This is a genomic window from Pseudomonas sp. RC10, from assembly GCF_038397775.1.
GTDB lineage: Bacteria > Pseudomonadota > Gammaproteobacteria > Pseudomonadales > Pseudomonadaceae > Aquipseudomonas > Aquipseudomonas bambusae.
Genome location: NZ_CP151650.1, coordinates 4032162 through 4056129 on the forward strand (window position 1 = coordinate 4032162; position 23968 = coordinate 4056129).

Here is a 23968-nt window from a genome sequence, read left to right on the forward strand (position 1 = left end):
GTGCCGGTTCGACACCCGTACCGGCGCCATCGCGGCGGACTCGGCCAGTTTGGTGGCCATGTCCCAGTGGCGGGCCTCCTGCCCCTCGGGTCGGCCCTCTGTCTCCCAAATCAGTTGCGCCAGTTGACGAACAGCCTCTTCGTCGACATTCATGCACCGCCCCCCTAGGTATTTCTGCAGTTCGTCGCCCGGCGTCAAATAGACGCCGAGGCCTCCCGCGGTGACCACACTGGGCGAGCCATAGACCAGCCAGTACCGGGGAGAAAATAGCCGCGCGCCCTCACACCGTTTGTAGGCGTTGGACAGCGAAAATCGGCCTCCTGGCCCTCTGCGCATTGTTGCGATACCGCGACCACGCATCACGACAGATCTCCTTTCAGGGTTGCCGGCGGTTGAGCAAAATGCTCACGACCAGGCCAACACCTGCTGCCGCCGCAACGGCCGCCCAGGGGTTGGCCTTGACGAACACCTTGGCTTCATCGAGCGCACGGGTCAGCGGTGGTTGCTCAGGGAGGAAGTCACGTTCATACACCGTTTCACCGCGTGTGGCAGCGTCTTTGAGAAACGCGATCAAACGGGCGTGGGCCTGACTCGTGCGGTCTTCGTGCAGGGCATCACCCGCCGCGAGCAACGCATTGGTTTCATTGATAAAGGTGTTGAGCTGTGCGCGGGTCTTCTCATAGAGGTCCTCGCTCAGGGTTTCGGTAAGGTTATCGATCATCTTGCTCATGGACGTTCCGTGTTCAAGGGGGGGTGAAAAAGGTTGACCGGTGCTCGGGATAATTCGTTCCGAAAGACTGAACAACCGTCGACACGTGTACAGGTTTAACGTGTCGAGGGCTTATCCGAGTGTCGCGTCGTCGTTCAAAACGCGCTTCGGCTCTGTGAATGGATCGCCGTTTTCCCGACTCGAATCCTGCGTCAGCCATTTCTTGAACCGGGCCGGACTGCCGGTATACAGCGCATTCGCCGGAACGTCCGCGTTCACCACGCTGTTGGCGCCAATCACGCTGTTCTCGCCAATGCTGATGCCCGGCAGCACCACCGTACCCGCTCCGATCCACACGTTCGCGCCGATGCTGATCGGGGCGGAGCGCGTGTGGCTGTGGCGCAGCGCCGGGTTCAAGTCATGGGTAGTGGTGCAAAGGCGCACTTGCGGCCCGAGCATCGCGTCGGCGCCGATGGTAATGCCTGCCTGATCCAGAAAGACGCAACCGGCGTTGATCAAAACGTTCTTGCCCAAGGTGATGCGGCCGCGTTCGAAATAGAACGGTGGGCGGATGACCGCATTGCCCGCAGTCACAACGCCCGTCTTGCTTAAAAGACGATTGCTTTTCTTCTTGCCGAGGTCGTGAGTGCTGAGCAGCCGTGTGTACTCGGCCGGTTTGAGATGTTTTTTGAGGTTATACAGCCACAGCATCATGGGGTTCGGTCACGTGAGAAAGGGGATCGCCTGCCCAGTATTGAGCGCCGTCGTGATTCTAGCGCGTTGCCGAAAAGCCGTATGGAATGCTTGCGCGTTGCCGCTGTACAGAATGAAAAAGCCCGACACAGGGGTCGGGCTTCACTGAGCACTGACAAACTACGCACGGCCAGGCGCGGTTCGGGCTAGATGCCCCGACCGCCGAGCGACGGTTTCGAATCATCCCGGTTCGACCGATCCGCCGACGGCACTGGGTCATTGCTGGTCCGGGCCGGGTGCAATGGGTCAACGGCGGGATCGGAAGCGTCTGGGGATTCTGGATCGAATCCCAGATCAGGGTCGATCTTGCGCGGTGTTTCACCTGAAGTGGGTTCAGCCGGGCGAGTGCCAGCGCGATGATCGAAACCGGTCTCGTTGTCGGCCTGGCTGTTCACGCCTTTCTGCGAAACGTTGCCGGGCGCGTCGGGATTCATCTCCATCTCGATTCTCCATCCTCAAGGCATGGGATATCCACGCTCATACCTATCGGAAACGCCCGGCATCCAGGAGTGCCGCAAGATGGACGAATGGCACCAACAGGCCCGAAAGGTCGCAAACCGGCACGTCAAGGTCGGCCCTGTATCCTTAAGTATGATGGCAATCAGCTACGCTCCCGCTCACTATGGAGGCTGGCTGTGAGCCAAGCCAACCGATGTGTCGTCAAACCGAGGATGCCCACGGGACACGCTGGTGCTGTGAAAGCGGACGGACGTAGAGGTCAACGGATCGGTGACCACTGACTGCTTCAGAACGTACACACCAGAGGCCCATAGTGCTCGTACCCCTACCCGCGATCAAACGCGACCTTGAAGAAACCGCCGTTCATCTTGAACGCCTGTCTCAGTCGATGGCGGGCCATCTGGCCTACGCCACGTTTCGTCAGCCCCACCAGACCCACACGGAAATCGCCGGGAATATTCGGGGCATTCATTCCTCTGTTCAACAGTTGAAAGCAGCGGCTGCGCGCATTGATTAGCGCCCTGCCGCTGCCCGTCAGACATCCTGCGGTTTACCTGGCTGCGGAAGGGTAATCGCTGTAGCCCTGGGCTGCGCCGCCGAACAACGGACGTGGTGCGCAGGTACTGATCCACCAGGTAGCCATTGGCGCCATGAATCTCTACCCCATCGAAATCGGCACGAATGGCACGGCGGGCCACCTGACGGAAGTCGTCGACGATCTGGGCAATCTCGCTGCGGCTCAACGCCCGTGGTGTCGGAGAATCGACCATCGCGCCCTGCCCGGTCGCCGGGTCGACTTTCCAGATCTGCCCTTCGAAGGGTTCGGCGGACGGTGCCAGCAAAGGGCGTTTGAGCGGCGAGCGTCGAGATTGATCGGCATCGTCGCACAAGCCGCCTGCAGGCATAATCCCGTCGGCGGTTGAGGGATGGCCCGTCCGAATCGACCCGCCCGCGCTGCTCACCACCAGGAGGTCACTGTGCGCAAGGATTACCTCGCCTTTTTCATGTCGCTGTTTCTGTCTAGATTGGCGGATCAGATTCTGCTGTTCATCGTGCCGCTGGTGGTGTTCCAGACCACCCAAAGCGCCGCTTGGGCCGGGCTGGCGTTTTCCGTCGAGTCGCTGCCGCGCTTTTTGGCGTTTCCCGTGTGCGGGGCGCTTTGCGATAAATACCCTCCGGTCAGAATCCTGCACATCAGCCAGGTGTACCGCGCGGTGCTGTGTTTGCTGGCGATGGCGCTTTATGGGGTCTTCGGCGGGATCGGCTGGTTGGTGGCGCTGTCGGCACTCTGCGGGGTGCTGACGACCCAGGGGGTCATGGCGCGGGAAGTGCTGATGCCTCACATTTTTCATCACTACCGCTACACCCAAACGCTGTCTTACTCGCAGATCGCCGATCAGACCGGGCTCGTCCTCGGGCCACTGCTGGCGGCTCTGATGCTGGAAGTCTGGGCTTGGCATTGGGTGGTGTTGGGCATCGCCGGGCTGTTTCTGCTGGCCGACCTGAGCATGCTGATGTGGCAGCGCCTCAGCCATGTCACCCTTGAGGTGTTCGAGCCCACCCAAGGCCTCTGGCTGCAACCGTTGAGAGTGGCCTTCGGGCACATCCGGGATCGGGCGGAACTGAAGAAAATCATCACGCTGGCCGTGGGCGTCAACCTGATCGTCGGCGTGACCCTGGCCACTTCGGCGGCCATGGTGATCGGCGAGTACGGCGCCGACAAGGACCACTACGCCGGGTTGCAGGCGGCGGGTGCGGTGGCCACGATTCTGATTCTGTTTGTGCTGGCGCGCGTTGCGCTGCCCTTGCGGCTGTTGGGCGGAGCCGGGTATTCGATGATCGCCGTGGGCGCTTTCGTCTGTGCACTGAGCCCGAATTTGCTGGGCTACGGCCTGGGGTTTCTGCTGATCGTCGTGTTCGACAAGGTCTTCAACGTCTACATGCGCACCACCCGTCAGCGCGTGATTCCCGCTCAGGACTTCGGCAAAACCGTGGGCGTGATCACCCTGCTCAACAACCTCTCGCAGCCGTTTGCCGGCCTGCTGGTGGCGCTGCTCGCGGCGCCGTTGGGCACGCAACCGGTGGTTTTGATTCTCGCGGTGCTGGCGAGTCTCTTGGGCGGCGGTGCAGGGTGGTGGTTTGCCAAAGAACATCGCCCCGCCGCCGTGACCTCGATCCTTGAGGCCGATCAGCACGCGGGGAAATGAGCCGGTGCCTCAGCTCAGATACCGTTCCACCAGACGTGCCCAATACGCCGCGCCAATGGGCAGGTTCTTGTCATTGAAGTCGTACGCCGGGTTGTGAACCATGCAGCCGTCTTCTCCCACGCCATTGCCCAGCCGCAGAAAGCATCCGGGCCGCTGTTCCAGCATGTAAGCGAAGTCTTCGCTGGACATGAGCTGGTCAGCGTGGGGAATGATGTGCGCGTCGCCCACCAGTTCACGGGCAACCTGCAAGGCGAACTCGGTTTCAGCGGGCGTGTTGTCGATCACCGGGTAGCCTTCCATGTAATCGATGGTCGCCGTGGCCCCGTAGCTGCTGGCCTGCGCGTGAACCAGCGCTTGCACACGTTCCTTCAACAGCGCGCGCACGGGCTTGCTGAACGAACGAATGCTCAGCTCCAGATAGGCGCTGTTGGAGATGACGTTGTTGGCCACCCCCGCCTGCAACAAACCGACGGTGACCACCGCAGGTTCTACCGGATTGACGTTGCGCGCGACGACGGTCTGCAGCGCCATGACGATGCTCGACGCCACCACGATGGGGTCCACCGTCAGGTGTGGTCGGGCCGCGTGACCACCGTGGCCGTGCACGGTGATCGCCACTTTGTCGCTCGCCGACATGAACGCACCACTGCGAAACAGAAAGGTACCCGGCGCCTCTCCCGGATGGTTGTGAAGGCCGAACACGGCGTCGCAGGGAAAGCGCTCGAACAGCCCGTCTTTCACCATGCGCTGCGCGCCGCTGTCGAAGCCCTTCTCCTCGGCAGGCTGGAAATACAGGTGAACCGTTCCGGTGAAATTCCGGGTGCGCGCCAGGTATTCAGCCGCCCCCAGCAACATAGTGGTGTGACCGTCGTGACCGCAGGCGTGCATGGTTCCCGCATGAACACTGGCGTAAGGCAGGCCAGTCTGCTCGGTCAGCGGCAAGGCATCCATGTCCGCCCGAAGGCCGATACGCTTGCCACTGCCCACCGTCAACGTGCCGACGACGCCGGTTTCGCCAACGCCTTCAGTGACGTCATACCCCCACGCGCGCAACTTGCCAGCCACCAGCGCGGCGGTTTCGAACTCTTCATAGGCCATTTCAGGGTGCTGGTGAATATGGCGGCGTATCCGGGTCAGCTCATCCGTCATGGGCTGGAGGTCGTCGATTTCGCAGTAATGGGGTTCAGTGTTCATCCGAAACATACCTGACGATAAGAAATGAAAGTGCGTGAATCATGCCGATCACGGCGCATCGGGTTGAGGCATCACAGGCGCTGGCAAACGCAGGGCCAGCGTGCAGACACCGCCAATGACCAACAGCGCCGCCATCGCGGCCATCCCGGTGACAAACGAACCCGTGAGGGTTTTCAGGAACCCGATGATGGACGGGCTGACAAAGCCGCCGAACGCGCCGATGCTGTTGATCAACGCAATGCCACCCGCCGCCGCAGTGCCTTTCAGGTAGGTCGAAGGCCTCGCCCAGAACACGGCATAAGCGGCATAGGTCGATAAGGTCGCCAACGTGATGCTCCCCAAAGCGAGCGGCAGGTTGCCGCTGCTGAAACCGGTCAGGACTAGCCCTCCGGCCCCCATGAACGCTGGCACCGCGCCGTGCCATCGGCGCTCGCTGAGCCGGTCGGAGCGCCGGGCGTTGATCATCATTGCCACGATGGCGGCGCTGTACGGAATGACCGAGTACAGCCCGATGTCGACAATGTCCTTCACGCCCGCATCCCGCAGCAGGGTCGGCAACCAGAAGCTGACCGTATAAAGCCCGCAGATGAGGCAGAAGTAAATCAGCGCCATCACATAAATCCGCCAGTCCTTCAACGCCGCCGCAAAGGTGTGCTGTTTCGACGGCGGCGTCTGTTCGAGATCGTTCGCCAACCACTGCTTTTCTTCTGTGCTCAGCCACGGCGCCTGGGCGGGTGAATCACTCAAAAAGAAGTACGCGACCACCCCCAAGAGAATGCATGGCGCCCCCTCCAGGATGAACATCCATTGCCAGCCTTCAAGCCCCTGGGCCCCGGCGAAGGCCTGCATGATCCAGGTGGACAACGGCCCGCCGACGATATTCGACACCGGCCCCGCCAACAACACGCACGCCATGACCTGCGCCCGGCGTTTGCCGGAAAACCACAGCGTCAGGTAGAGGATCATGCCGGGGGCGAATCCAGCCTCGAATACCCCGAGAAAGAAACGCAATACGTAAAAGGTGGTGCTGTCATGGACGAACAGCATCGACGTCGAGGCCACGCCCCACAACAGCATGATGCGGCTGAGGGTCTTGCGAATCCCCACCCGCGCCAGCCACAGGTTGCTTGGCACTTCGAACATCACATAGCCAATGAAGAAAATCCCGGCGGCCAGCCCGTACGCGGCATCGGTCAGACCGAACTCCTGCTGCATCGCGATCTTGGCGTAACTGATGTTGACCCGATCCAGATAGGCCAGCGAATAACACAGCAACAGGAACGGCAGCAGCCGCCAACTGATCTTGCGGTACATCCTGCCCAAAGCCCCGTCATCCGGGGGTGACACGGTAATCAGCGTTGCGGCGTAAGCCATGGTGATGTCCTCGAACACTCTGCGTTGTTGTTCTTGTTGTCTGGAACCGATGAGCTTGGCATCGCCCGATTGACACAAAGTATGAGAAGGATGAAGACTGCGAACAATAGCAATACTCGCTGACGAGCGTTGCCTTTTAGTCAACGGTAAGGAGACGCCGACAGTGCAACGAATTGGCCTGAGTGAACGACGTTTGCACTACTTTCTCGCCGTGGCAGAAACCGGCTCGATACGCGGCGCGGCAGACCATCTGAATGTCGAAGCGTCGGTGGTCAGCCGGCAAATTCATCAGCTCGAAAGCGAGCTGGGTGTGCAATTGCTCCAGCGCCACGGCCGAGGCGTCATTCCGACCGAAGCCGCCGAGCTGGTGATCAACCATTGCCGCGAACGACGCTCCAGTGAAACGCTGCTGCTGACCCAGATTTCTGAACTGCAGGGGCTGGAGCGTGGCGAAATTCATATCGTTGCAGGGGAAGGTTTTCGCGAGGAATTGGTGCGCTGGGTGCTTCAGGATTTCTGCCAGCAACACCCCAAGCTGAAGGTGACGCTGGAATTCGCCAACGCCGTGGACACCGTGCGCATGCTCGCCAACGATCAGGCCCACCTCGGCCTGGCGTATCGCCCGCCCATCGACCCGGCCGTGCGCACCGTCATGCAACGCAAACAGCCCATGTGCGTGATCGCCTGGCCTGGCCATCCCCTGACCCGGAAGAAACAGCCGCTGGCCCTGAGCGACGTCTGCCCCTATCCGGTGGGGATGATGTCCAACGGCTTTGGCCTGAGCAACCTGGTCAAACTGGCGCAGTACCACGACCGTGTGCAGTTCGAATCCAGCCTGGTGACCAACTCCATCGCCACCCTGAAAAGCTACGTGAAGGCTCAGCTTGGCGTGACTTTTCTTTCGTCCCACGCCGTGGCAGATGAAGTCGCGGACGGCAGCCTTGTCGCGCTCCGCACCCGTAGCGAGGTGTTCGAAACCGCAGAGGCGCACATGCTGGTGCGCGCCGATCGGCAGCCATCGGTGGCGGTCGAGCGGCTCTTGCAAATGCTTGAGGAGAAGGCGCTGTTTTGAGCGTTCCGGTGGTCCGTTGAACCCACATAAGCTTATGTGTATTGGGTATTTACGGTGCGTCGCCCGGACTGGATACCCTGACGCCCCTTCCCTTTCATAAGCGTGAACCATGCACATCCCTTTCAAAACAGCCGTGTGGGTAGCGGCCTTTCAGGTGGCAGGTTTGTGGGCGAGCATTGCCCAAGCCGCCGTCGAGTATCCGCAAACCGTTCGCGTTGGCTACCAGAAAGGCAACAGCCTGGTGGTCCTGAAAAATCGCGGGACGCTGGAAAAAGCCCTCGCGCCTCACGGCGTCAAAGTGGTGTGGCAAGAGTTCGCGTTCGGGCCGCCGCTGGTCGAAGGCATCAACAGTGGCGACATCGACATCGGCTTCGTGGGCGCGACCCCGCCCGTGTTCGCCCAGGCGGGCGCCGGGCCTGATGTGACGTACGTCGGCTACAGCGAACCCTATCAGGACAACTACGCCATTCTGGTGCCGAAGGGCTCCACCGCGCAGTCGCTTGCGGATCTGCGTGGCAAACGGATTGCCGTGGCCAAGGGGTCTGCGGGCCAATACCTGCTGATCGCCGCGCTGGAGCAGGCCAAGCTGAAACTCGGTGACGTGGAAGAAGCCTATCTGGGTTACAGCGAAGGCCGGGCGGCGTTCGAGCGGGGCGACGTGGCCGCGTGGGTGGTGCCGGACCCACGCCTCGCCGACACCGAACTGTCGAGTGGCGCCCGTCCGCTGATCACGGCGCGCAGCCTGCCGATTCAATACAGCTTCTACATCGCGCCGCGCCCCTTCGCCAAACGCTACCCGGAAACCCTCGCCACCGTGCTGCGCGAGCTGGACAGCACCGAGCACTACGTTCAGAGCCATCAACAGGAAGTCGCGCAGCTGCTGAGCGACGACACCAAGGTGCCCGTGCCGGTGTGGATTCGGTCGCTGGCCCGCCAGCCGTGGGGCGTGCATTTTCCGTTGAGCCCTCAGGTGATTGAGGCCCAGCAACAGGTGGCCGATGCGTTCTATCGCAACCAATTGCTGCCGAAGGCCGTGCACGTCGCTGACGCGGTGGTCGATCTGGAGCATCCGCAATGAGCCGACAACTGCACCTCGGTGCCTTTCTCATGGGCGTCGGCCACCACGCCAGCGCCTGGCGCCTGCCCGACGCGCAACCCGGCAATCTGACCAGCCCGGCCTACTTCAAGGCCTTGGCCCAGACCGCCGAGCGCGGCAAGTTCGACTACCTGTTTTTCGCCGACCGTCTGGCCTTGTCCGACCGCTTCGGCGACAACCTCGACGCCAGCGTGCGCTACCTCACCAGTTCCCGCCTCGACCCGGTCGCATTGCTGGGCCTGCTGGCGGGCGCGACGTCGCACATCGGCCTCGCGGCGACAGCGTCGACCACCTTCAATCACCCCTTCACTCTCGCGCGCACCTTCGCCACGCTGGACCACCTCAGCGAAGGCCGCATCGGCTGGAACATCGTGACCTCCACCAACGACGGCGAAGCGCTGAACCACAGCGCCGAGCCGATCCTCGAACACGAACTGCGCTACCGGCGTGCGCGGGAGTTCGTCGAACTGGCGATCAAACTGTGGGACAGCTGGGAAGACGACCCCTTCATCCACGACAAGGTCACGGGGGAGTTTGCCCATCCCGAGCGGGTGCATTACCTCAATCACGCCGGGGAATTCTTCAACGTGCGCGGCCCGCTCAACGTGCCGCGCTCGCCGCAGGGTCACCCGGTGCTGATTCAGGCGGGCTCTTCGGACACCGGCCAGGATTTCGCTGCGAGCGTCGCCGACGTGATCTTCACCGCACAGCCCGATTTGCAAAAAGCCAAGGCGTTTTACGAGACGGTCAATCAGCGCCTGCTCGCTCAGGGGCGGCCCGCCGGTTCGCTGAAAATCATGCCGGGCGTGATGCCGTTCGTGGGCAAGAGCAAAGACGAAGCGCTGGCCCGATTCGCCGAGCTGGAGGACAACGTGCACCCCCTCGCCGGGCTGGCGCTGTTGTCTGACAGCATGAACCACGACCTCTCGGTCTACCCGCTGGACGAGCCGTTGCCGGAGGTGAAAGAGATACGCGGCAACCAGAGCCGCTTCAAACTCGTGCAGGAACTCTCGCAACGCGAAGGCCTGACCCTGCGCCAACTGGGCAAACGCTTTGGTGGCAGTCGCTCCCATCGGGTGCTGGCGGGCACGGCCAGCGAAGTCGCGGATGATCTTGAACAGTGGTTCACGGAACGCGCTTGCGACGGCTTCAACATCATGCCGCCCTACCTGCCTCAAAGCCTCGACGATTTCGTCAACGGTGTGGTGCCCGAGCTGCAGCGACGGGGCCTGTTTCGACGGGAGTACAGCGGACGCACCCTGCGCGAACATCTGGGGCTGGAGCGGCCTGCGAACGGCCCTCGCGCCTGAAGGCGTCCGATCAGGGCGCCTTTACAACCACCAGATTTTCGCGACTGATGATGTCCGGTTCGGCGACATAACCGATTTGCCTGGAAAACGCTTCGACGAACTGGCCACGCAGCTTTTGAATTTCCTGCGAGCTGTAGTTGACCAGCCCCCGCGCCCACTCAACGCCGTCGGCGCCTCGGCACACCACCATGTCGCCACGCTGAAACACGCCTTCGCTGCGCAGGATCATCAACGCGGTGATGCCCGTCGTGGCCGATGCGCTGCCGTCGATGATCTCCAACGTCCCGCGCATGGGCAGTTGATTGGACAGCCAGCGTCCTCGGGACGCCGCCGGGTGGGTATCAGAGATCAGCAGCGTGCCGACCGATGCGCCCGCAGCGATGGCATCGAGAATGCCGTCCTGGCGCCCATCGGCGATCACCGTGTGGGCACCTGAACGGGCCGCCAGCCGCGCCGAGCGCAACCAGGAGCGCACATCGACGCCGAAGTGTTCAGTCATGTCGTGCGCGTAGCGATCCAGCGAGGCATCCCCGGCAGCGGCTTCATCGATCACCGCTGTGGCCTGATCGGTTTCAAGGCCCTGGCTCGTAATCAGGAAGCCTTCCAGCTCGGTCAGCAAAATGTACACATCCGCCTGCACCAGATTGACCACCAGCGCCCCCAGACTGTCGGTGTTTCCCGCGCGAATCCCGTGGGTGGCCAAGGCACAGTTCTCGCTGACCAACGGGATCACGCCCTGCCCGAGCAAGACTTGCAGCGTGCTGCGTGCGTTGAGGTAGTGCTTGCGGTGGGACAGGTCATCCTGTGTCAGCAGAATCTGCGCAGATTGAGCGCCCGCGTGCGCCAGCGCCTGCGCCCAGAGCTGGGTCAGCCTGATCTGATCGATCGCGGCCAGGGCCTGCGCCTGATGCAAGGGCAGCGCGACGCCCGTGGAGGCACCCGCACCAGGCGTCGAGACCACAACGACTTCAAGCCCTCGTTGACGCAGGGCCATCGATTGAGCGGCCAGCCTGCCGATAGCATCCGGATTGAAGCCGTCGGTTGCCGCAATCAGGCGGTTGTCGACGTGGATGACCCAGCGCTGGGTGGTCGCGATCGCTTCACGCATGTGGCTACCTCACTGTTTGTTCTGGGCCCGGATGACAGCGCATCCGGATCACGCGATTGGCGTAACGGTCACGCCGTCGCTCATCTGTGCCAAGAGGCTGGCAGACTGAAGGTCCGCGCTGTTGGAGCCATGGATGACATACAGGCACTGCCCCGCCGTTACCCGGTCGCCCAGCCCGACCTTGAGGTCGATGCCAGCGGATTTATCGGCCGGCGCACCGGCGCGTCGGGCCAGCTCACCGATGCGCCAGCCGTCCAGTGCACTCACCTCCCCTGCCGCACTCGCACACACCGCGAAGGTCAGCGCACCGGGCAACACGGGCGCTCGCCGACCCTGGGCGTCGATGATCCGCTCAAACGCCGCATTGGCCTCGCCATTGGTCAGCAGTTCCTCCGCGCGGCGACGACCGGCTTCCACACTGCCGATGGCCGGGTCCCACGCCAGAATCTGTCCCGCGAAAAAAAGCGCCTTGTCGCGCAAGTCCTGCGCCGCCTCCGGATCATTGGCCAGCACCGCCCGCACGTCGCGCACCTCCAGCGAAGGCCCGATGCCGCGACCGATAGGCCGGCTTCCGTCTGTGGCAAACGCCACCACGGTCAGACCGAGCCCGGCCCCGACCCGCTCGAACAAATCGCCCAATTCCCTCGCCTGGGCCTGCGTCCTGAGTTTGGTGCGCGGGCCGTACGGCAGATCGACCACCACGTGGGTCGAGCCAGCGGTGAGCTTTTTCGAGAGGATCGACGCCACCGACCACCGATTGGAATCAAGCCCCAACGGCCGGGTGATGGCGTTCATCACATCGTCCACCCGTGAGTGATTGAGTCGCCCATTCCAGGCAATGCACGCCCCCGCCTCAGCGACACAACGCTGCACGTCGGCGATGTCCAGGTCCACTCGCGCCACGGACTCCATGGCGTCCGCCGTGCCCGCCGCAGACGTGATCGCCCGGGACGATGTTTTGGGCATCGCCAGGCCGTGAGCCGCGACGATGGGCACCACCAGCAAGGTGATGCGGCTGCCGGGGACCCCACCCATCGAGTGCTTGTCGACCACGATCGGGCGGTCCCATGTCATCGTCGGGGAGAAGCGGCTGCGCACCCTGGCCAGCGCGACGACCTCGGCGTCGGACAGGCTGCGCGTGGCGCTGACCAGAAACGCACTAATTTCGCCATCCGTGTAACGCCCCTCGATGATGTCGCGCAGCAGCATTTCATACTCGGGTTCGCCCAGCTCTTGCCCCTGAACCTTCTGAATCAGGGCCTGACGACTGGCCGGTGAGGGCGTGCGGCGCAAGGCGATCTCGGCGCCCTCGGCAACCCGCCAATGGGCGAACGCTTCCTCGCTCAACCCGATTTCGTCCGCCGCCAGCAACCCCGGCGCGTCCAGCCCTTGAATCTGTACGCTCAACGATGCGGTGTCGGCCAGGAGGTCGACTTTCGAGCCGCCCAAATAATCGCCGACCGACAGCACGGCGCTGTGAAGGGGCAGGTAGGCCACCCGCTCCAGGCCCGTCGAGATCGGTACACGGCGCAGACGTACCCGTTGAGAGGCGTTCGCCAACGCATGAACGAATGCGCTGACCCCCTGCTCAAGCGCGCCGTCGTTGTTGACACGGATCGTTTCGATGTCCACGGGCAACGGCTCGACCTGACGCATCACCCGCGCGCCCGCCTCCAAGGCGTTTTCCCGGCCACGGGCGAGAATGCGCGCCGCCAGGACGTCGAGCGACGCCGTGACTTCCACCACCACGAGCCTGGGCACCAGCCCGGCCAGTTGACGAATCATTTTGCGTGAGCCGTTGGCGATGACGTTGCAGCCCTCGCCCAACGCGGTCAGCAAATCAGCAGACAAACCGTATGACAGTCCATGCGCGTCCCAGGTGACCAGAAACGCCCCTGCACTCACGGACGCCGAGAATTGAGCCTCGGTGACGCCGATGTGGTCCTCGCCTGGTGCGCCCGAGGGGCGCGTGATCGTGCGACGAGCGAACACGTATCGACCGGTGTCACCGAGTTGGGCGCGGGCGCCTTCGATCAACGAATCCTTACCGGCACCGCTGGGGCCGACGACAAAGAAGAAGATGCCCTGCGCCATGTGACTTACTCCGCCTCGTCCAGGCCGATGTCTACACACACCGCGGCCTGATTGAGCTTGCTGGTCGAGATGTAGTCGACACCGGTCTTGGAAATCGCGCCGATGGTCGACAGGTTGATGCCGCCGGACGCTTCCAGTTTGGTGCGCCCATTGACCATTTTCACCGCCTCGGCCATGTCCGCCACGCTCATGTTGTCGAGCATGATCACGTCGACATTGGCCTCCAGCGCTTCGGCCACTTGGGTGAGGCTGTCGCATTCGACTTCGAGCTTGGTCAGCACGGGCAACTGGCGACGCGCGCGCTGTACCGCCTGGGTGATGCCGCCGCACACCGCAATGTGGTTGTCTTTGATCATCACGCCGTTGTCCAAGCCCAGGCGATGGTTAAGACCACCACCGCACGTCACCGCGTGTTTCTCAAGCATGCGCAGGCCGGGCGTGGTTTTGCGGGTGTCGATCAGGCGTGCACGGCTGCCGGCAACGGCGGCCACGTATTTGGCGGTCTCGTTGGCGATCCCCGACATGCGCTGCACGATGTTCAGCGCCGTACGTTCGGCTGTCAGAACGCTGCGCGCGTTGCCACGGACATCGATCATCACCGTACCGGCTTCGATTTTCTGACAGTCCTTCACCCGCACGATCACCTCCAGCGTCGGGTCGTAACGCTTGAACACCCGTGCGGCGATGTCGATGCCGGAGACGATCAGCGTCTCGCGAGCGTTCATGTAGAAAGCGCCCACTTCGTCCGCTTCGATCATCACTTGAGCGGTCAGGTCGCAATAACCGATGTCTTCGGCCAGCCAAAGGTCGATCAGGCGGTCAGTCTGGAATACGTCATACATCGTGGTTACCCCTATGTGTGGATACAGTTCGGTGAAGGTCGGTTATCGGTGCTGCAATTTTTTGTCGAGCAGCAGCATCAGGCTGTTGCAGGTGACGGCGATGACGGTGAGCAACAAGGCGACGGCCATGATGGTCGGGATATCCCCCAGCCCCATCGCGTTGACCGCCAGGTAGCCCAGCCCCCGTTGAGAAGCGAACATTTCGCCGATCAGCACCCCCAGCAACGTCAGCGCAAAACCCAGCCGTACGCCGGCCAGGATTTCCGGCAGGATCGCGGGCAGCAGAACGTGGAACAGCGATTGGAGGGGGCTCAGGCGCAGGGTCCCGGCGGTGCGCAGGTACACCGGTCGCATCTGGCGAATGGCGTTCATGGTGAACAACAGAATGGGAATCAGACCGTGCATGACGCCGAACGCCACTTTCGACGAAAGCCCCAGGCCGAAACACAGCAAGACCAGCGGGTAGAGCGTCACTTTGGGGATCGCGTACAGATTCAGCAGAATCGGTTCGGCGACCGCACCGGCGAGACGATTGATGCCCAGTAACACGCCCAGCACGATGCCGCCGATCAATGCCAGGCTCATGGCGTAGGCGAACGCCTTGGCGGTCGCCCCCACGTTGGCCCACAGCTCGGCCGTGCCCATCATTGAAATCAGGTGTGTGAGCGTCATCCAGGGCGAGGTCAGCGCGCCAGCCCCAATCATGAGGTGCAACACCTGCCAGGCGGCAATCAGGGTCATGACCAGTAAAAACGTCGGAACCATTCTTTGCATGGTATTCACCGTTGACGACGCGCTTGCAGGCGACGGTCCATGAAATTGAGCAGCGCGTTGATCAGCGTGACACTGATCAACACCAGCAACATGAGGGCGTACATGTTGTCGCTCTCGAAATTGTTGTAGGCAAAGGCAATGGCGTAGCCGATCCCGGAACCTGAGAGGATGAACTCGGAGGCTATGACGCCGATGAAGGCGTAGGCCACCGCCAGTTTCACCCCGCCGAACAGGTACGGCAGCGCGGCGGGCAGCTCGATGCGGTACGCCGTCTCAAGCCTGGACATGCGCATGACCGCAGCGCTCTTGCGCAAGACCTTGGGGATACGATCAAGCCCGGTCAGCGTGGCGGTGATCATGGCGACGATGGCCAGCAGCACCGCGATGGCGATGATCGAGCCGTGACCGACACCGAAAACCACGATGAATACGGGGTAGAAAATGAACGTCGGGACGGCGTAATAGCTCGCCAGCAACGGTTCCAGGGCCGCCCGAAAACGCGGCATCGAATGCACCGCCAGGCCAATGAAGAACCCGCTGATGACCGCGATGAACGCCGACACCAGAATGTTGGTGAAACTGAACAGAATGTCGGCGCCGTAATGCCCCGACGACACCAGTGCCAACAGATGCGTGAGCATTTGCGAGGGTGGAATCAACACGCTTTGAGGGATGATGTGCGTCCGGCACAGCAGCTCGATCAACCCGATGAAGCTTGCGACCAATGCAGATCGCAGCACGCTTTCGATATTCAACTCGACGTCCTCGCTAGATGGCCCGACCGGATCAGTGCTGGGTGCCCATGACCTTCATGGTTTCCACGCGCAACTTCTCCCAGAGACGGGAATTGATCTCACCGAAGCGTGGCGTGGACACCACGCGGCTGTCGCGGTCGCGATCCCAACCGGTGTCCACCATGTCAATGAACAGCCCTGGCCGTGAGGACATCACGCCGACGCGATCCGAGAGCATCGCGGCTTCGTCCAGCGCGTGGGTGATCAGCAACACAGTGGCGGACGTTTCGCGCCACAACCGCAGCAGTTCGTCCCCCATCAACAAGCGCGTCTGCTGGTCCAGCGCACCGAAGGGTTCGTCCATCAGAATCAGGCGCGGCTGCATGACCAACGTACGGGCGATGCACACCCGCTGTCGCATGCCTCCGGAAAGTTGCGCGGGGTAGGCAGTCGCGAAATCCCGCAGGCCCATGAACCCCAATGCGTAGGCCACCCGACGCTCCACTTCGGGGCCATCGACGCCACTGCGACGCAGGCCGAAAGCGATGTTGTCGCGCACGTTCAGCCAGGGAAACGACGCATCCTCCTGAAACACCACGCCCACGCCGTCTGGCACGCTGGAAATGACCTTGCCTTCGAACATCACCTCGCCCGAGGTCGGTCGCGCAAGGCCGGACAGGACGTCCATCAATGTGGATTTGCCGCACCCGGAGGGGCCGACAACGGAGAAGAATTCACCTTTGTTCAGCGTCAGGTCGATGGGCCCGAGCGCTGCAAACAGTTCACGCGTACCCGCCTTTTTGAACGAGCGAGTCACCTGACTCAGAGTGACGTGCGCCGTGCGAGATTCCGGGGCCGCCCTTAACGGTTCAACCGACCCACCCTTCAATGCAAAGGTCATGCTTCACTCCTCCAGATTCGCTGGTAAGCCCTGAGCCCGCCAAGGCTGAAAGCGCTCAACTTATAATGCATACGCTACATATGAAGGACACAGCAAGATCGCTGCCAAGAAATAAAAACTCGCATTGAAGTAACGACAACATTCAATTAAGCAGTTGATTTATAAGGATCTAACAAAGATAAAATCTGATTTTAAAGCCGATAACTGAGTACGAGAAAAACTAGCGCTATAAACAGAAAGTTAATCGATTGCAATGTGTACGCTACTCGCTCCAGCTTAGTGCTGCCGTCCGTACAATCGCACTAAAACGGGACGAACTCACCCGTCTTCCGGTCAGCGAGCCGTGCGCGCAACTGCCGACAAAAAGCAACGTACACACTGATTCAATGCGACACGCGGCCGTTTTGGCGAAAAACACTAAAAACAATTTAAGTTCATGATTATCAGCGTGTTAATGCTTAAGACTGTAAAAGGCCTTATTCAGAAAACGCCCTTGGCCTGCATTTTGCTGACCGCAGTTAATAGCGTACAGAAACGAATAATAACGACACCTCGCCTCCCTCTTGCCATGCCCCATGCACCCTGAAGCCAATAGGAGTTTCAAGAATGACTGCACAGCAAGCCCTTTTGCACTCGACCCGAAAGTTCGCCGCAGCCGGTCTGGCGATGTTGTCGCTGATCGCCACGTCTGCGCACGCCGACGAGATTTCGGTGACCCAATGGGGAACAAGCCTTTATGGCCTCCCTTATGCCGTGGCGATGGAGACCGGGTTGTTCAAGAAGGCAGGTATCGATATCACGGGCATTCTGGGATCGGGCGGTGGCGGCACCACCGTGCGCAATATTCTGGCAAGCGATACGCCCTACGGTGAAGTGGCCGTGGCCGCAGCGCTTGCCGCCCAGCGTCAGGGGCTTGATTTGGTCATCGTCAACATCGGCACCCGCTCGGTGGCCGAATCTTCGGTCGTGACCCTCAAGGGTTCTCCGGTGAAGGACATCGCTCAACTGGAAGGGAAAAAAGTCGCGATCACCTCGCCCAAGGGTGTCTCGGAAATGCTGCTGCTGATGTCGCTCAAAGCCAAGGGCATCGACGCGGACACAGTGACCCGAGTGGCCTCCGGCGGCTACGTGAACGGCCTGACGTTGCTGGATCAGAAAGCCGTGGACGCGGCCGTGCAGATCGAGCCTCTGTCGATCCTGCGCAAAGATCAGTACACCACGCTCTACAAGTCCAGCGACTTGCTGCCGCCGATGACGACGTCGGTGGGGATCACCACCCGCGAATTCGCCAAGGCTCACCCCGACAAACTGCGAGCAATCATAGAAGGCCGCCGACTGGGCGTCAAAGCCATCTACGACAACCCGCAGCAGGCTGCCGACATCCTCGCCAAGAGCTTCAAGCTGGAGCCGGCCATCGCCAAGGAAGCCGTGGACAATATGATCGCGCCCCACATGTGGAGCGAGGGTGATTTCAACACGGTCGAACTGGAGCGCATGGCCGACGGCCTGAGACTCAACGGCGAACTCAAAGGCACGGTGGACTGGGCTGCCATCATGGACAAATCCTACCTGCCGAGCGACTTGCAGCATTAATCACGGCTGATGCTCCCCTGCGAACGGCCCGTTTGCCTGTATGACAGACGACGGGCCGTCGTTTTTTTCAAGGCCCGGAGGCGGCCATTGGCGATCAGTGTTGAGCACCCTCTCTCGGGGCAGGTCCGCCGACGGCACCCGCGAGAGGCTCTATTCAGGGCGTTCCGAAGGGTCTTATCAATCGTACTGATGATGACTATCGAACCGCTCGCCTGTTGGCGCTCGAAAGCTGACTCCTACAATCCCCTCCTCTTTTCCCCCGCTGCTGCGCCTCCTTGAGGCGACACTCTTCCTTGGAATTCGAAACCATGCCAAGCGCCAGTCATACCCCGCCCGAACACAATCAGCAGAGCGTCAAACAGCAGTGGCTGGCGATTCTCTCGGTCGCCGTCGGCGCCTTTGCCCTGGTCACCAGCGAGTTTCTTCCGGTCGGCGTGCTCAACGACGTTGCGCGCGACCTGGGCATCAGTGCGGGCCACGCCGGCCTGATGGTGACCCTGCCCGGCATCATGGCCGCCCTCGCCGCGCCGTTGTTGTCGGTGGGCATTGGCGCCATGGACCGTCGTTACCTGTTGATCGGCCTGACGCTGATTATGATCATCGCCAACTCGGTCGTGGCCTATGCCAGCGACTTCAGTCTGCTGCTGTTCGGTCGCGTGCTTCTGGGCGTCAGCATCGGCGGGTTCTGGGCCACGGCGATTGCCCTGAGCGGCCGTCTGGCCCCCAAAGGCGTAGGCGTGGCGCAAGCGACGTCGATCATCATGGTGGGCGTGACCCTGGCCACGGTGCTGGGCGTGCCGGTCGGCACCTGGCTGAGCGAACTGATGGGCTGGCGCATGACCTTTCTGGTGACCGCACTGCTGGGTGTCCCGGTATTGCTGGCGCAGCTTTTCCTGCTGCCGAGACTCAATCCGGACAAAGCCATTCGCATCAGTGACCTCCCGGCCCTCTTCATCAATCCACAAGCAAGGGTGGGACTGATCGCGGTCCTGCTGATCGGCCTGGCGCACTTCGCCGCCTACACCTACGTCGCGCCCTTCTTCAAACACAGCGCCGGTTTCGACGGCCCGACCATTGGTTCGTTGCTGCTGCTCTATGGCATCGCCGGGGTCATGGGTAACATCTTTGCCGGTTTCGCTGCCAACCGCAGCGTGCGCCACACGCTGATGCTGGTCGCGGTGCTGATTGGGGTCAGCACCGCGTTGTTCCCGTACTTCGCCACCGGCCTGACGGGCGCTGCCATGCTGATCGCGCTCTGGGGCTTTGCCTTCGGCGCCTTCCCGGCCTGCGCCAGTATCTGGATGTTCGTCGTGGCCCCCAAAGATGTCGAACGCGGCATGCCGCTGTTCGTCGCGATGTTCCAGGTGATCATTGCGCTGGGTTCGTTCTTCGGCGGGCAGATCGTCGACCAACTGGGCAGCTCGGTGTTGATGAGCCTGGCGACGGCGTTGGTGGGCTGCGGTCTGGCGACGGTGCTGGTGCTGGGACGTAACGTCAGCAACAGCCAGTCGGGGGATGCTGACGCCTCGGTTGTGGTCAGTCAGCACTAAGGCGCGAAGGCCGGGTTTCCTGCGTAGCGCGCTGGAAACCTGATCCGCGGACCGGCTGCGATGAGCATTGCAGCGCGGTCACGGCCTGCGGAGAGGCCCTGATCAGGCCAGTTTCTCCTCGGTTTCATCAATGAATTTCAGAATGCTGACACCGCCGCGCAGGATGTCATCAGCAATGGCCTTGCGGGCCTTGGCGGGTTTTTTATCGCGCAACGCATCCATCAGCACCATGTGTTCATCGGCCCCGATGTAAGAGTTGTGGCCGAAGGTATAGAACAGATTCAGGATCGGCCCCATGGAGACCCACAAGCCCTCGATCTGAGCGGTGAGCATGTCCATGCCCGACAGCCTGTAGAGCGTGAAGTGAAACTCACGGTTGTGGTGCATCGCCGCCAGGCCGTCGTTGTTTCGATCCGCTTCTTCGAACAAATTGTGAAGCGCCAGAAGCCTGGCCAGGTCGGCTTCAGTCACGTTGTGCGTGGCCATTTCGGCGGCCAGCCCTTCCAGCGCCATGCGGATGGTCCGAACCTCCAGATACCGCGCGCGGGTCAATGCCGGCACCGTTGCAAACCGGCCAGAGCGAAGTTCCAGACCGCGTTCGCTGACCAGCCGAAGACAGGCTTCGCGCACAGGCGTGACGCTGGTTCCCAGTCGTTCTGCGAGGTCCTGCATGACCAACCGCTCCCCCGGCTTGAAGTTTCCAGCGATCAGTCCTTCGCGAATCGAAAAATACGCCCGAGCGGACAGGTTGCCTTGCTCCAAGGGTTGAATCTGCACAGTGAGCTCCTGATGGTTTCGGTCCCGGATGGCGGTACTACGGCTTGCACACCCATACGCGATAAGGCGCCACTTATAACATATAGGCACTGAGGTGCCGATGGGTGCCCAACGCCAAAGGCGGCTGCAATGCCGTCTTCGGCGCATCACGACATGAGCGGCTAGACCAGCGTTTTCAAGACATCCTCAATCACGCCAAGGGACTCATCCAGTATCTCCCGTGTGTGCGCGGTCGACAGGTACAGTCGCTTGAGTTGCATCGGCTGGAAGATGTGCCGTTTCTCGATCAGGCGCTGACGAAAGGCCATGTCGCGCGCGTCATCGTTGCGCAGCAGATCGGTGTACTGCCGGTACGGCCCCTCGAAAAAATACAGCAGCCAGGCCGAACCATAACCGGCGCTTTGTGCCGGAATGCCCAAGCGTTGCACGATGATGTCCAGTTGTGCGCGCATGTAATCACCCAAGGCGAACAGCTTCTCGTACGTCCCGGGGCGCGCCAGTTCTTCGAGGGTGGCCTGCACCGCCGCCAGCGTTGAAGGGGTGCCATTGCAGGTGCCGCCCATGAAGACGCCCTTGGGACCGGTCAAACCGATCAAGTGCATCAACTCGCGTTTGCCGGCAATGAACCCCACGGGATAGCCCGACGAAGCCGCCTTGCCGAACGTGGCCAAATCCGGTGTCACCCCAATGATCGACTGATAGCCGCCCAGCGCGTGCCTGAAACCGGTGATCACTTCATCGAAGATCAGCACGACGCCATGGTCGCGTGTCAGGCTGCGCAGGTCTTTAAGAAAAGCGTCCGTCGCCGCCACCGCCCCCATGTTGTGAGCGATGGGCTCGACGATAATTGCGGCCACCTCCTCCGGATGAGCCTTGAGGTATCGCTCGACCGCTTCGGCATCGTTGTACGGAAGAACAGCCGTGTACTCGGCGGCGGCGTGGAGAATGCCATCGGACATCGGATCGAATTGACCGATCCTGTCTCTGGCGGTCTGGCCGTTCATGGCGACGTAATCGTGCCAGCCGTGGTAGCCACCTTGAAACTTGATGATCCGCTTGCGCCCCGTGGCTGCACGCGCGAGGCGCAACGCGTGATAGGTCGCCTCCGAGCCGCTGTTGCAAAACGCAATCTGCTCGGCGCAGGGAATGTGACCGACCAGCGTCTCCGCCACTTCGACTTCCAGGTCGGTGATGCCTGCGCCCATCAGGTCCATGCGCTGTGCAACTTCGAAGACCCGATCACGGATTGCCGGATGCCCGTGACCCAGCACATGGGCGCCGAATCCGCAATGAAAGTCTGTGTGGCGTTGACCGTCGGCGTCGAACAGGTAGGCCCCTTCTGCGCGCACGAACGCATAGGGTTGTCCAAGCTTGCGGCTGGGACTGAGATGACCCCCTGGCAGCACTTTTTCGGCACGGGCATACCACGCTTGATTAGCCGACATGGCGCTGCTCCTTGCCTGAAATGTTGGCCAAGGCCTCGCGGGTCACCGCTTCGATGCCTGGCGCGTCCAGCCGGTAATGCCGGTAGAGATGGGTCGGCGGCGCAATAAGGCTGTATTCGTCATGAATGCCATGGCGAACCAGACGCACACCGGCGCCCTCATCGGCCAGCACTTCGGCCACAGCGCCCCCCAGTCCGCCGAGGACGTTGTGCTCTTCCACGGTGATCAGCAGGTTCGTTGCGGCGGCAGCGTTGAGGATCGCCTCGCGGTCGATGGGCTTGAGGGTGTGCATGTCGATCACGCCGACCGCAAGACCGCTTTCGGTCAGTGCTTTGGCGGCTTCCAGGGTCGGGTGCAGCATGCTGCCGGTGGCAATCAGCGTCACGTCGCGGCCCACGGCATGCACGATGGCTTTGCCAAACTCGAAGGCAACGTCGTCAGGATAAACAGACGGTTCCTGGCCGCGTCCGATGCGGAAATAAATCGGCTGCGGATGGTGAATCGAGGCGCGAATCGCGGCTGCGAGCTGCGGACCGTCTGCCGGAGCAACCACCGTGAGATCGGCGATGCTGCGCATGATCGCGATGTCTTCAGTGGCGTGGTGCGAGGTGCCATAAAAGCCGAGGCTGATGCCGGTGTGATGGCCGATCAGACGCACCGGCAACGCCGAATACGCCACGTCCATGCGGATCTGTTCACAGCACAACAACGCCAGGAATGACGCGAAGGTCGCCACGAACGGCATGGTCCCGGTGGTGGCGATACCGGCTGCGGCGCTGACCATGTTCTGCTCGGCGATACCAAACTGGATGAACAGATCCGGGTGTTTCTCGGCGAAGCGGTTCAGGCCGTTGGAGTATTGCAGGTCGGCCGTCCCGACAGCGATGGGATGGCCGTCGGCAACCAGATCCAGCAGCCCTTCCGATAAATAATCGAGCCCCGGATTGATCGCGTTCAGTTGGCGGTACTGCCAGCTTTTCGGGTTGACTGGCGCACTCATTGAACACCTCCATTGGCTTTGATTTCTTCGATGGCCAGCACTTCGTCTTCCGGGGCAAGCCAGCCCAGATGCCAGCCGGGTTCGGTTTCCATGTACTCCACACCCTTGCCCTTGGCGGTCAGGGCGATCACGCAGACCGGCCGTTCCCGCGCAGGCTCGGCCTTCAACTCCCGGAACAACATCGCCACGGCGGCCACGTCATGGCCGTCCACTTCCCGGACGTCCCAACCGAAGGCCCGCCATTTGTCTGCCAGCGGTTCGATGCCCACGACGTCATCGACCTTGCCGTCGAGCTGATAGCCGTTGCGATCAACGATGGCGATCAGGTTGCCGGTCTTGTGATGCGCAGCCGCCAATGCGGCCTCCCAGACCTGCCCCTCTTGCATCTCGCCGTCGCCCAGCAGCACGTAGACGTCGAATGCATCGCCCCGTAACCGCCCGCCCAGTGCCATGCCCAGGCCGCCCGATAACGCGTGGCCAATGGACCCCGAACTGAAATCCACCCCGGGCACCTTGCGCATGTCCGGGTGATCGCCCAGTGGGCTGCCCAAGCGTGTGTAGTCATCCAGCCAGGCCTTGTCGAAGAAATCCCAGTCAGCCAACAGCGGGTAGAGGCCGACGGCAGCGTGGCCCTTGCCCATCAGAAAACGGTCGCGTCCCGGCCACTTGGGCTCGCCGCGTTTCAGGCGCATGGCGTCGTAGTAGAGCGCGGAGAAAATCTCGGCACACGAAAACACCGAGGTGTAGTGGCCAACCTTGGCGATGGAAATCAGCCGCACCGTCTCCAGGCGCACGAACAGTGCGCGCTCTTTCAGACGAGCGATCTGCTCGGGCGTCAACGGCATTACGGGATCACGAACCGCACGATTTTCAGCGGGCATGAGGGCACTCCTGAGTGGGTTGATCGAGGCCTGATGCGGCCTTCTTCTTACAACTTATAAGTTATATTTTGTAGAATCAACCACCGATTGGCGTT

At 61.6% G+C, this 23968-nt stretch carries 22 protein-coding genes and 2 pseudogenes; 7 read left to right on the forward strand and 17 right to left on the reverse strand.

Annotated elements, in window-relative coordinates; genetic code table 11:
• Positions 1–21: 21 nt before the first annotated feature.
• From AAEO81_RS18430 to AAEO81_RS18445, 4 genes and pseudogenes are all read right to left on the reverse strand, one after another.
• Positions 22–153, reverse strand: a pseudogene (locus tag AAEO81_RS18430) (DUF2934 domain-containing protein); the annotation flags it as partial.
• A 223-nt stretch (positions 154–376) separates the two neighbouring features.
• On the reverse strand, positions 377–730 hold the full coding sequence (locus AAEO81_RS18435) for a DUF883 family protein (RefSeq protein WP_166596986.1): 354 nt from the start codon (positions 728–730) through the stop codon (positions 377–379).
• A 111-nt stretch (positions 731–841) separates the two neighbouring features.
• Entirely contained in the window at positions 842–1423 is a 582-nt protein-coding gene (locus AAEO81_RS18440; protein WP_341958433.1) for a DapH/DapD/GlmU-related protein, read from the reverse strand.
• Positions 1424–1608: 185 nt separating this feature from the next.
• On the reverse strand, positions 1609–1902 hold the full coding sequence (locus tag AAEO81_RS18445) for a hypothetical protein (RefSeq protein ID WP_341958434.1): 294 nt from the start codon (positions 1900–1902) through the stop codon (positions 1609–1611).
• Between the two features lie 332 nt (positions 1903–2234).
• Here AAEO81_RS18445 and AAEO81_RS18450 point away from each other — a divergent pair, with 332 nt between their 5' ends.
• Entirely contained in the window at positions 2235–2438 is a 204-nt protein-coding gene (locus AAEO81_RS18450) for a hypothetical protein (protein ID WP_166596984.1), read from the forward strand.
• Positions 2439–2526: 88 nt separating this feature from the next.
• Here AAEO81_RS18450 and AAEO81_RS18455 read toward each other — a convergent pair.
• Positions 2527–2691: pseudogene (locus tag AAEO81_RS18455) on the reverse strand (alkene reductase); the annotation flags it as partial.
• A 207-nt stretch (positions 2692–2898) separates the two neighbouring features.
• Here AAEO81_RS18455 and AAEO81_RS18460 point away from each other — a divergent pair.
• Complete coding sequence (locus AAEO81_RS18460) at positions 2899–4128, forward strand: MFS transporter (protein ID WP_341958435.1); 1230 nt, start codon at positions 2899–2901, stop codon at positions 4126–4128.
• A 9-nt stretch (positions 4129–4137) separates the two neighbouring features.
• Here AAEO81_RS18460 and AAEO81_RS18465 read toward each other — a convergent pair whose 3' ends face one another.
• On the reverse strand, positions 4138–5322 hold the full coding sequence (locus tag AAEO81_RS18465; protein WP_341958436.1) for a M20 aminoacylase family protein: 1185 nt from the start codon (positions 5320–5322) through the stop codon (positions 4138–4140).
• A gap of 48 nt (positions 5323–5370) precedes the next feature.
• Positions 5371–6696, reverse strand: coding sequence for an MFS transporter (locus AAEO81_RS18470; RefSeq protein ID WP_341958437.1), 1326 nt, complete (start codon positions 6694–6696; stop codon positions 5371–5373).
• Between the two features lie 163 nt (positions 6697–6859).
• On the opposite strand from AAEO81_RS18470, the gene AAEO81_RS18475 reads away from it, so the two are divergent.
• From AAEO81_RS18475 to AAEO81_RS18485, 3 genes are all read left to right on the forward strand, one after another.
• On the forward strand, positions 6860–7768 hold the full coding sequence (locus AAEO81_RS18475) for a LysR family transcriptional regulator (RefSeq protein ID WP_166596978.1): 909 nt from the start codon (positions 6860–6862) through the stop codon (positions 7766–7768).
• Between the two features lie 109 nt (positions 7769–7877).
• Entirely contained in the window at positions 7878–8846 is a 969-nt protein-coding gene (locus AAEO81_RS18480; RefSeq protein ID WP_341958438.1) for an aliphatic sulfonate ABC transporter substrate-binding protein, read from the forward strand.
• A complete protein-coding gene (locus AAEO81_RS18485; protein ID WP_341958439.1) occupies positions 8843–10174 on the forward strand; it encodes an LLM class flavin-dependent oxidoreductase in 1332 nt (443 codons plus the stop codon). The genes AAEO81_RS18480 and AAEO81_RS18485 overlap by 4 nt, the downstream gene beginning before the upstream one ends.
• A 10-nt stretch (positions 10175–10184) precedes the next feature.
• Here the strand turns inward: AAEO81_RS18485 and proB are convergent, their stop codons facing one another.
• From proB to AAEO81_RS18515, 6 genes are read right to left on the reverse strand one after another with little or no spacing between them, the layout of a single operon-like run.
• Positions 10185–11282, reverse strand: a complete 1098-nt coding sequence (proB, locus tag AAEO81_RS18490) for a glutamate 5-kinase (protein WP_341958440.1) — start codon at positions 11280–11282, stop codon at positions 10185–10187.
• Positions 11283–11330: 48 nt separating this feature from the next.
• A complete protein-coding gene (gene phnN / locus AAEO81_RS18495) occupies positions 11331–13376 on the reverse strand; it encodes a phosphonate metabolism protein/1,5-bisphosphokinase (PRPP-forming) PhnN (RefSeq protein ID WP_341958441.1) in 2046 nt (681 codons plus the stop codon).
• A 5-nt stretch (positions 13377–13381) separates the two neighbouring features.
• Positions 13382–14218, reverse strand: coding sequence for a carboxylating nicotinate-nucleotide diphosphorylase (gene nadC, locus AAEO81_RS18500; RefSeq protein WP_341958442.1), 837 nt, complete (start codon positions 14216–14218; stop codon positions 13382–13384).
• A 42-nt stretch (positions 14219–14260) separates the two neighbouring features.
• Positions 14261–14992, reverse strand: coding sequence for an ABC transporter permease subunit (locus tag AAEO81_RS18505; protein WP_341958443.1), 732 nt, complete (start codon positions 14990–14992; stop codon positions 14261–14263).
• A gap of 5 nt (positions 14993–14997) precedes the next feature.
• Positions 14998–15747 carry an ABC transporter permease gene (locus AAEO81_RS18510; protein ID WP_341958444.1) on the reverse strand — a complete coding sequence of 250 codons (750 nt, stop codon included), beginning with the start codon at positions 15745–15747 and terminating at the stop codon, positions 14998–15000.
• A 31-nt stretch (positions 15748–15778) separates the two neighbouring features.
• Positions 15779–16627, reverse strand: coding sequence for an ABC transporter ATP-binding protein (locus tag AAEO81_RS18515; protein ID WP_341958445.1), 849 nt, complete (start codon positions 16625–16627; stop codon positions 15779–15781).
• Between the two features lie 606 nt (positions 16628–17233).
• On the opposite strand from AAEO81_RS18515, the gene AAEO81_RS18520 reads away from it, so the two are divergent.
• Positions 17234–18220: an ABC transporter substrate-binding protein gene (locus tag AAEO81_RS18520; protein WP_341958446.1), complete on the forward strand. Its 987-nt coding sequence runs from the start codon at positions 17234–17236 to the stop codon at positions 18218–18220.
• A gap of 308 nt (positions 18221–18528) precedes the next feature.
• Complete coding sequence (locus AAEO81_RS18525; protein ID WP_341964565.1) at positions 18529–19770, forward strand: MFS transporter; 1242 nt, start codon at positions 18529–18531, stop codon at positions 19768–19770.
• Between the two features lie 102 nt (positions 19771–19872).
• Here the strand turns inward: AAEO81_RS18525 and AAEO81_RS18530 are convergent, their stop codons facing one another.
• From AAEO81_RS18530 to AAEO81_RS18545, 4 genes are all read right to left on the reverse strand, one after another.
• Complete coding sequence (locus AAEO81_RS18530) at positions 19873–20547, reverse strand: GntR family transcriptional regulator (protein WP_341958447.1); 675 nt, start codon at positions 20545–20547, stop codon at positions 19873–19875.
• A gap of 161 nt (positions 20548–20708) precedes the next feature.
• Positions 20709–21992, reverse strand: coding sequence for an aspartate aminotransferase family protein (locus tag AAEO81_RS18535; protein ID WP_341958448.1), 1284 nt, complete (start codon positions 21990–21992; stop codon positions 20709–20711).
• Positions 21982–22992, reverse strand: a complete 1011-nt coding sequence (locus AAEO81_RS18540; RefSeq protein ID WP_341958449.1) for a transketolase C-terminal domain-containing protein — start codon at positions 22990–22992, stop codon at positions 21982–21984. Before AAEO81_RS18540 ends, AAEO81_RS18535 begins: the two co-directional genes overlap by 11 nt.
• Positions 22989–23873: a transketolase gene (locus AAEO81_RS18545; RefSeq protein WP_341958450.1), complete on the reverse strand. Its 885-nt coding sequence runs from the start codon at positions 23871–23873 to the stop codon at positions 22989–22991. Before AAEO81_RS18545 ends, AAEO81_RS18540 begins: the two co-directional genes overlap by 4 nt.
• Positions 23874–23968 lie beyond the last annotated feature (95 nt).

Excerpts from the sequence above, each read along its gene's own strand:
- AAEO81_RS18440 (WP_341958433.1), bottom strand. The coding sequence starts at position 1,423 with ATGATGCTGTGGCTGTATAACCTCAAAAAACATCTCAAACCGGCCGAG.
- AAEO81_RS18505 (WP_341958443.1), bottom strand. The coding sequence starts at position 14,992 with ATGCAAAGAATGGTTCCGACGTTTTTACTGGTCATGACCCTGATTGCC.
- AAEO81_RS18465 (WP_341958436.1), bottom strand. The coding sequence starts at position 5,322 with ATGAACACTGAACCCCATTACTGCGAAATCGACGACCTCCAGCCCATG.
- proB (WP_341958440.1), bottom strand. The coding sequence starts at position 11,282 with ATGCGTGAAGCGATCGCGACCACCCAGCGCTGGGTCATCCACGTCGAC.
- phnN (WP_341958441.1), bottom strand. The coding sequence starts at position 13,376 with ATGGCGCAGGGCATCTTCTTCTTTGTCGTCGGCCCCAGCGGTGCCGGT.
- AAEO81_RS18540 (WP_341958449.1), bottom strand. The coding sequence starts at position 22,992 with ATGAGTGCGCCAGTCAACCCGAAAAGCTGGCAGTACCGCCAACTGAAC.
- AAEO81_RS18525 (WP_341964565.1), top strand. The coding sequence starts at position 18,529 with ATGCCAAGCGCCAGTCATACCCCGCCCGAACACAATCAGCAGAGCGTC.
- AAEO81_RS18520 (WP_341958446.1), top strand. The coding sequence starts at position 17,234 with ATGACTGCACAGCAAGCCCTTTTGCACTCGACCCGAAAGTTCGCCGCA.
- AAEO81_RS18545 (WP_341958450.1), bottom strand. The coding sequence starts at position 23,873 with ATGCCCGCTGAAAATCGTGCGGTTCGTGATCCCGTAATGCCGTTGACG.
- AAEO81_RS18470 (WP_341958437.1), bottom strand. The coding sequence starts at position 6,696 with ATGGCTTACGCCGCAACGCTGATTACCGTGTCACCCCCGGATGACGGG.
- AAEO81_RS18435 (WP_166596986.1), bottom strand. The coding sequence starts at position 730 with ATGAGCAAGATGATCGATAACCTTACCGAAACCCTGAGCGAGGACCTC.
- AAEO81_RS18515 (WP_341958445.1), bottom strand. The coding sequence starts at position 16,627 with ATGACCTTTGCATTGAAGGGTGGGTCGGTTGAACCGTTAAGGGCGGCC.
- AAEO81_RS18445 (WP_341958434.1), bottom strand. The coding sequence starts at position 1,902 with ATGGAGATGAATCCCGACGCGCCCGGCAACGTTTCGCAGAAAGGCGTG.
- nadC (WP_341958442.1), bottom strand. The coding sequence starts at position 14,218 with ATGTATGACGTATTCCAGACTGACCGCCTGATCGACCTTTGGCTGGCC.
- AAEO81_RS18535 (WP_341958448.1), bottom strand. The coding sequence starts at position 21,992 with ATGTCGGCTAATCAAGCGTGGTATGCCCGTGCCGAAAAAGTGCTGCCA.
- AAEO81_RS18485 (WP_341958439.1), top strand. The coding sequence starts at position 8,843 with ATGAGCCGACAACTGCACCTCGGTGCCTTTCTCATGGGCGTCGGCCAC.
- AAEO81_RS18480 (WP_341958438.1), top strand. The coding sequence starts at position 7,878 with ATGCACATCCCTTTCAAAACAGCCGTGTGGGTAGCGGCCTTTCAGGTG.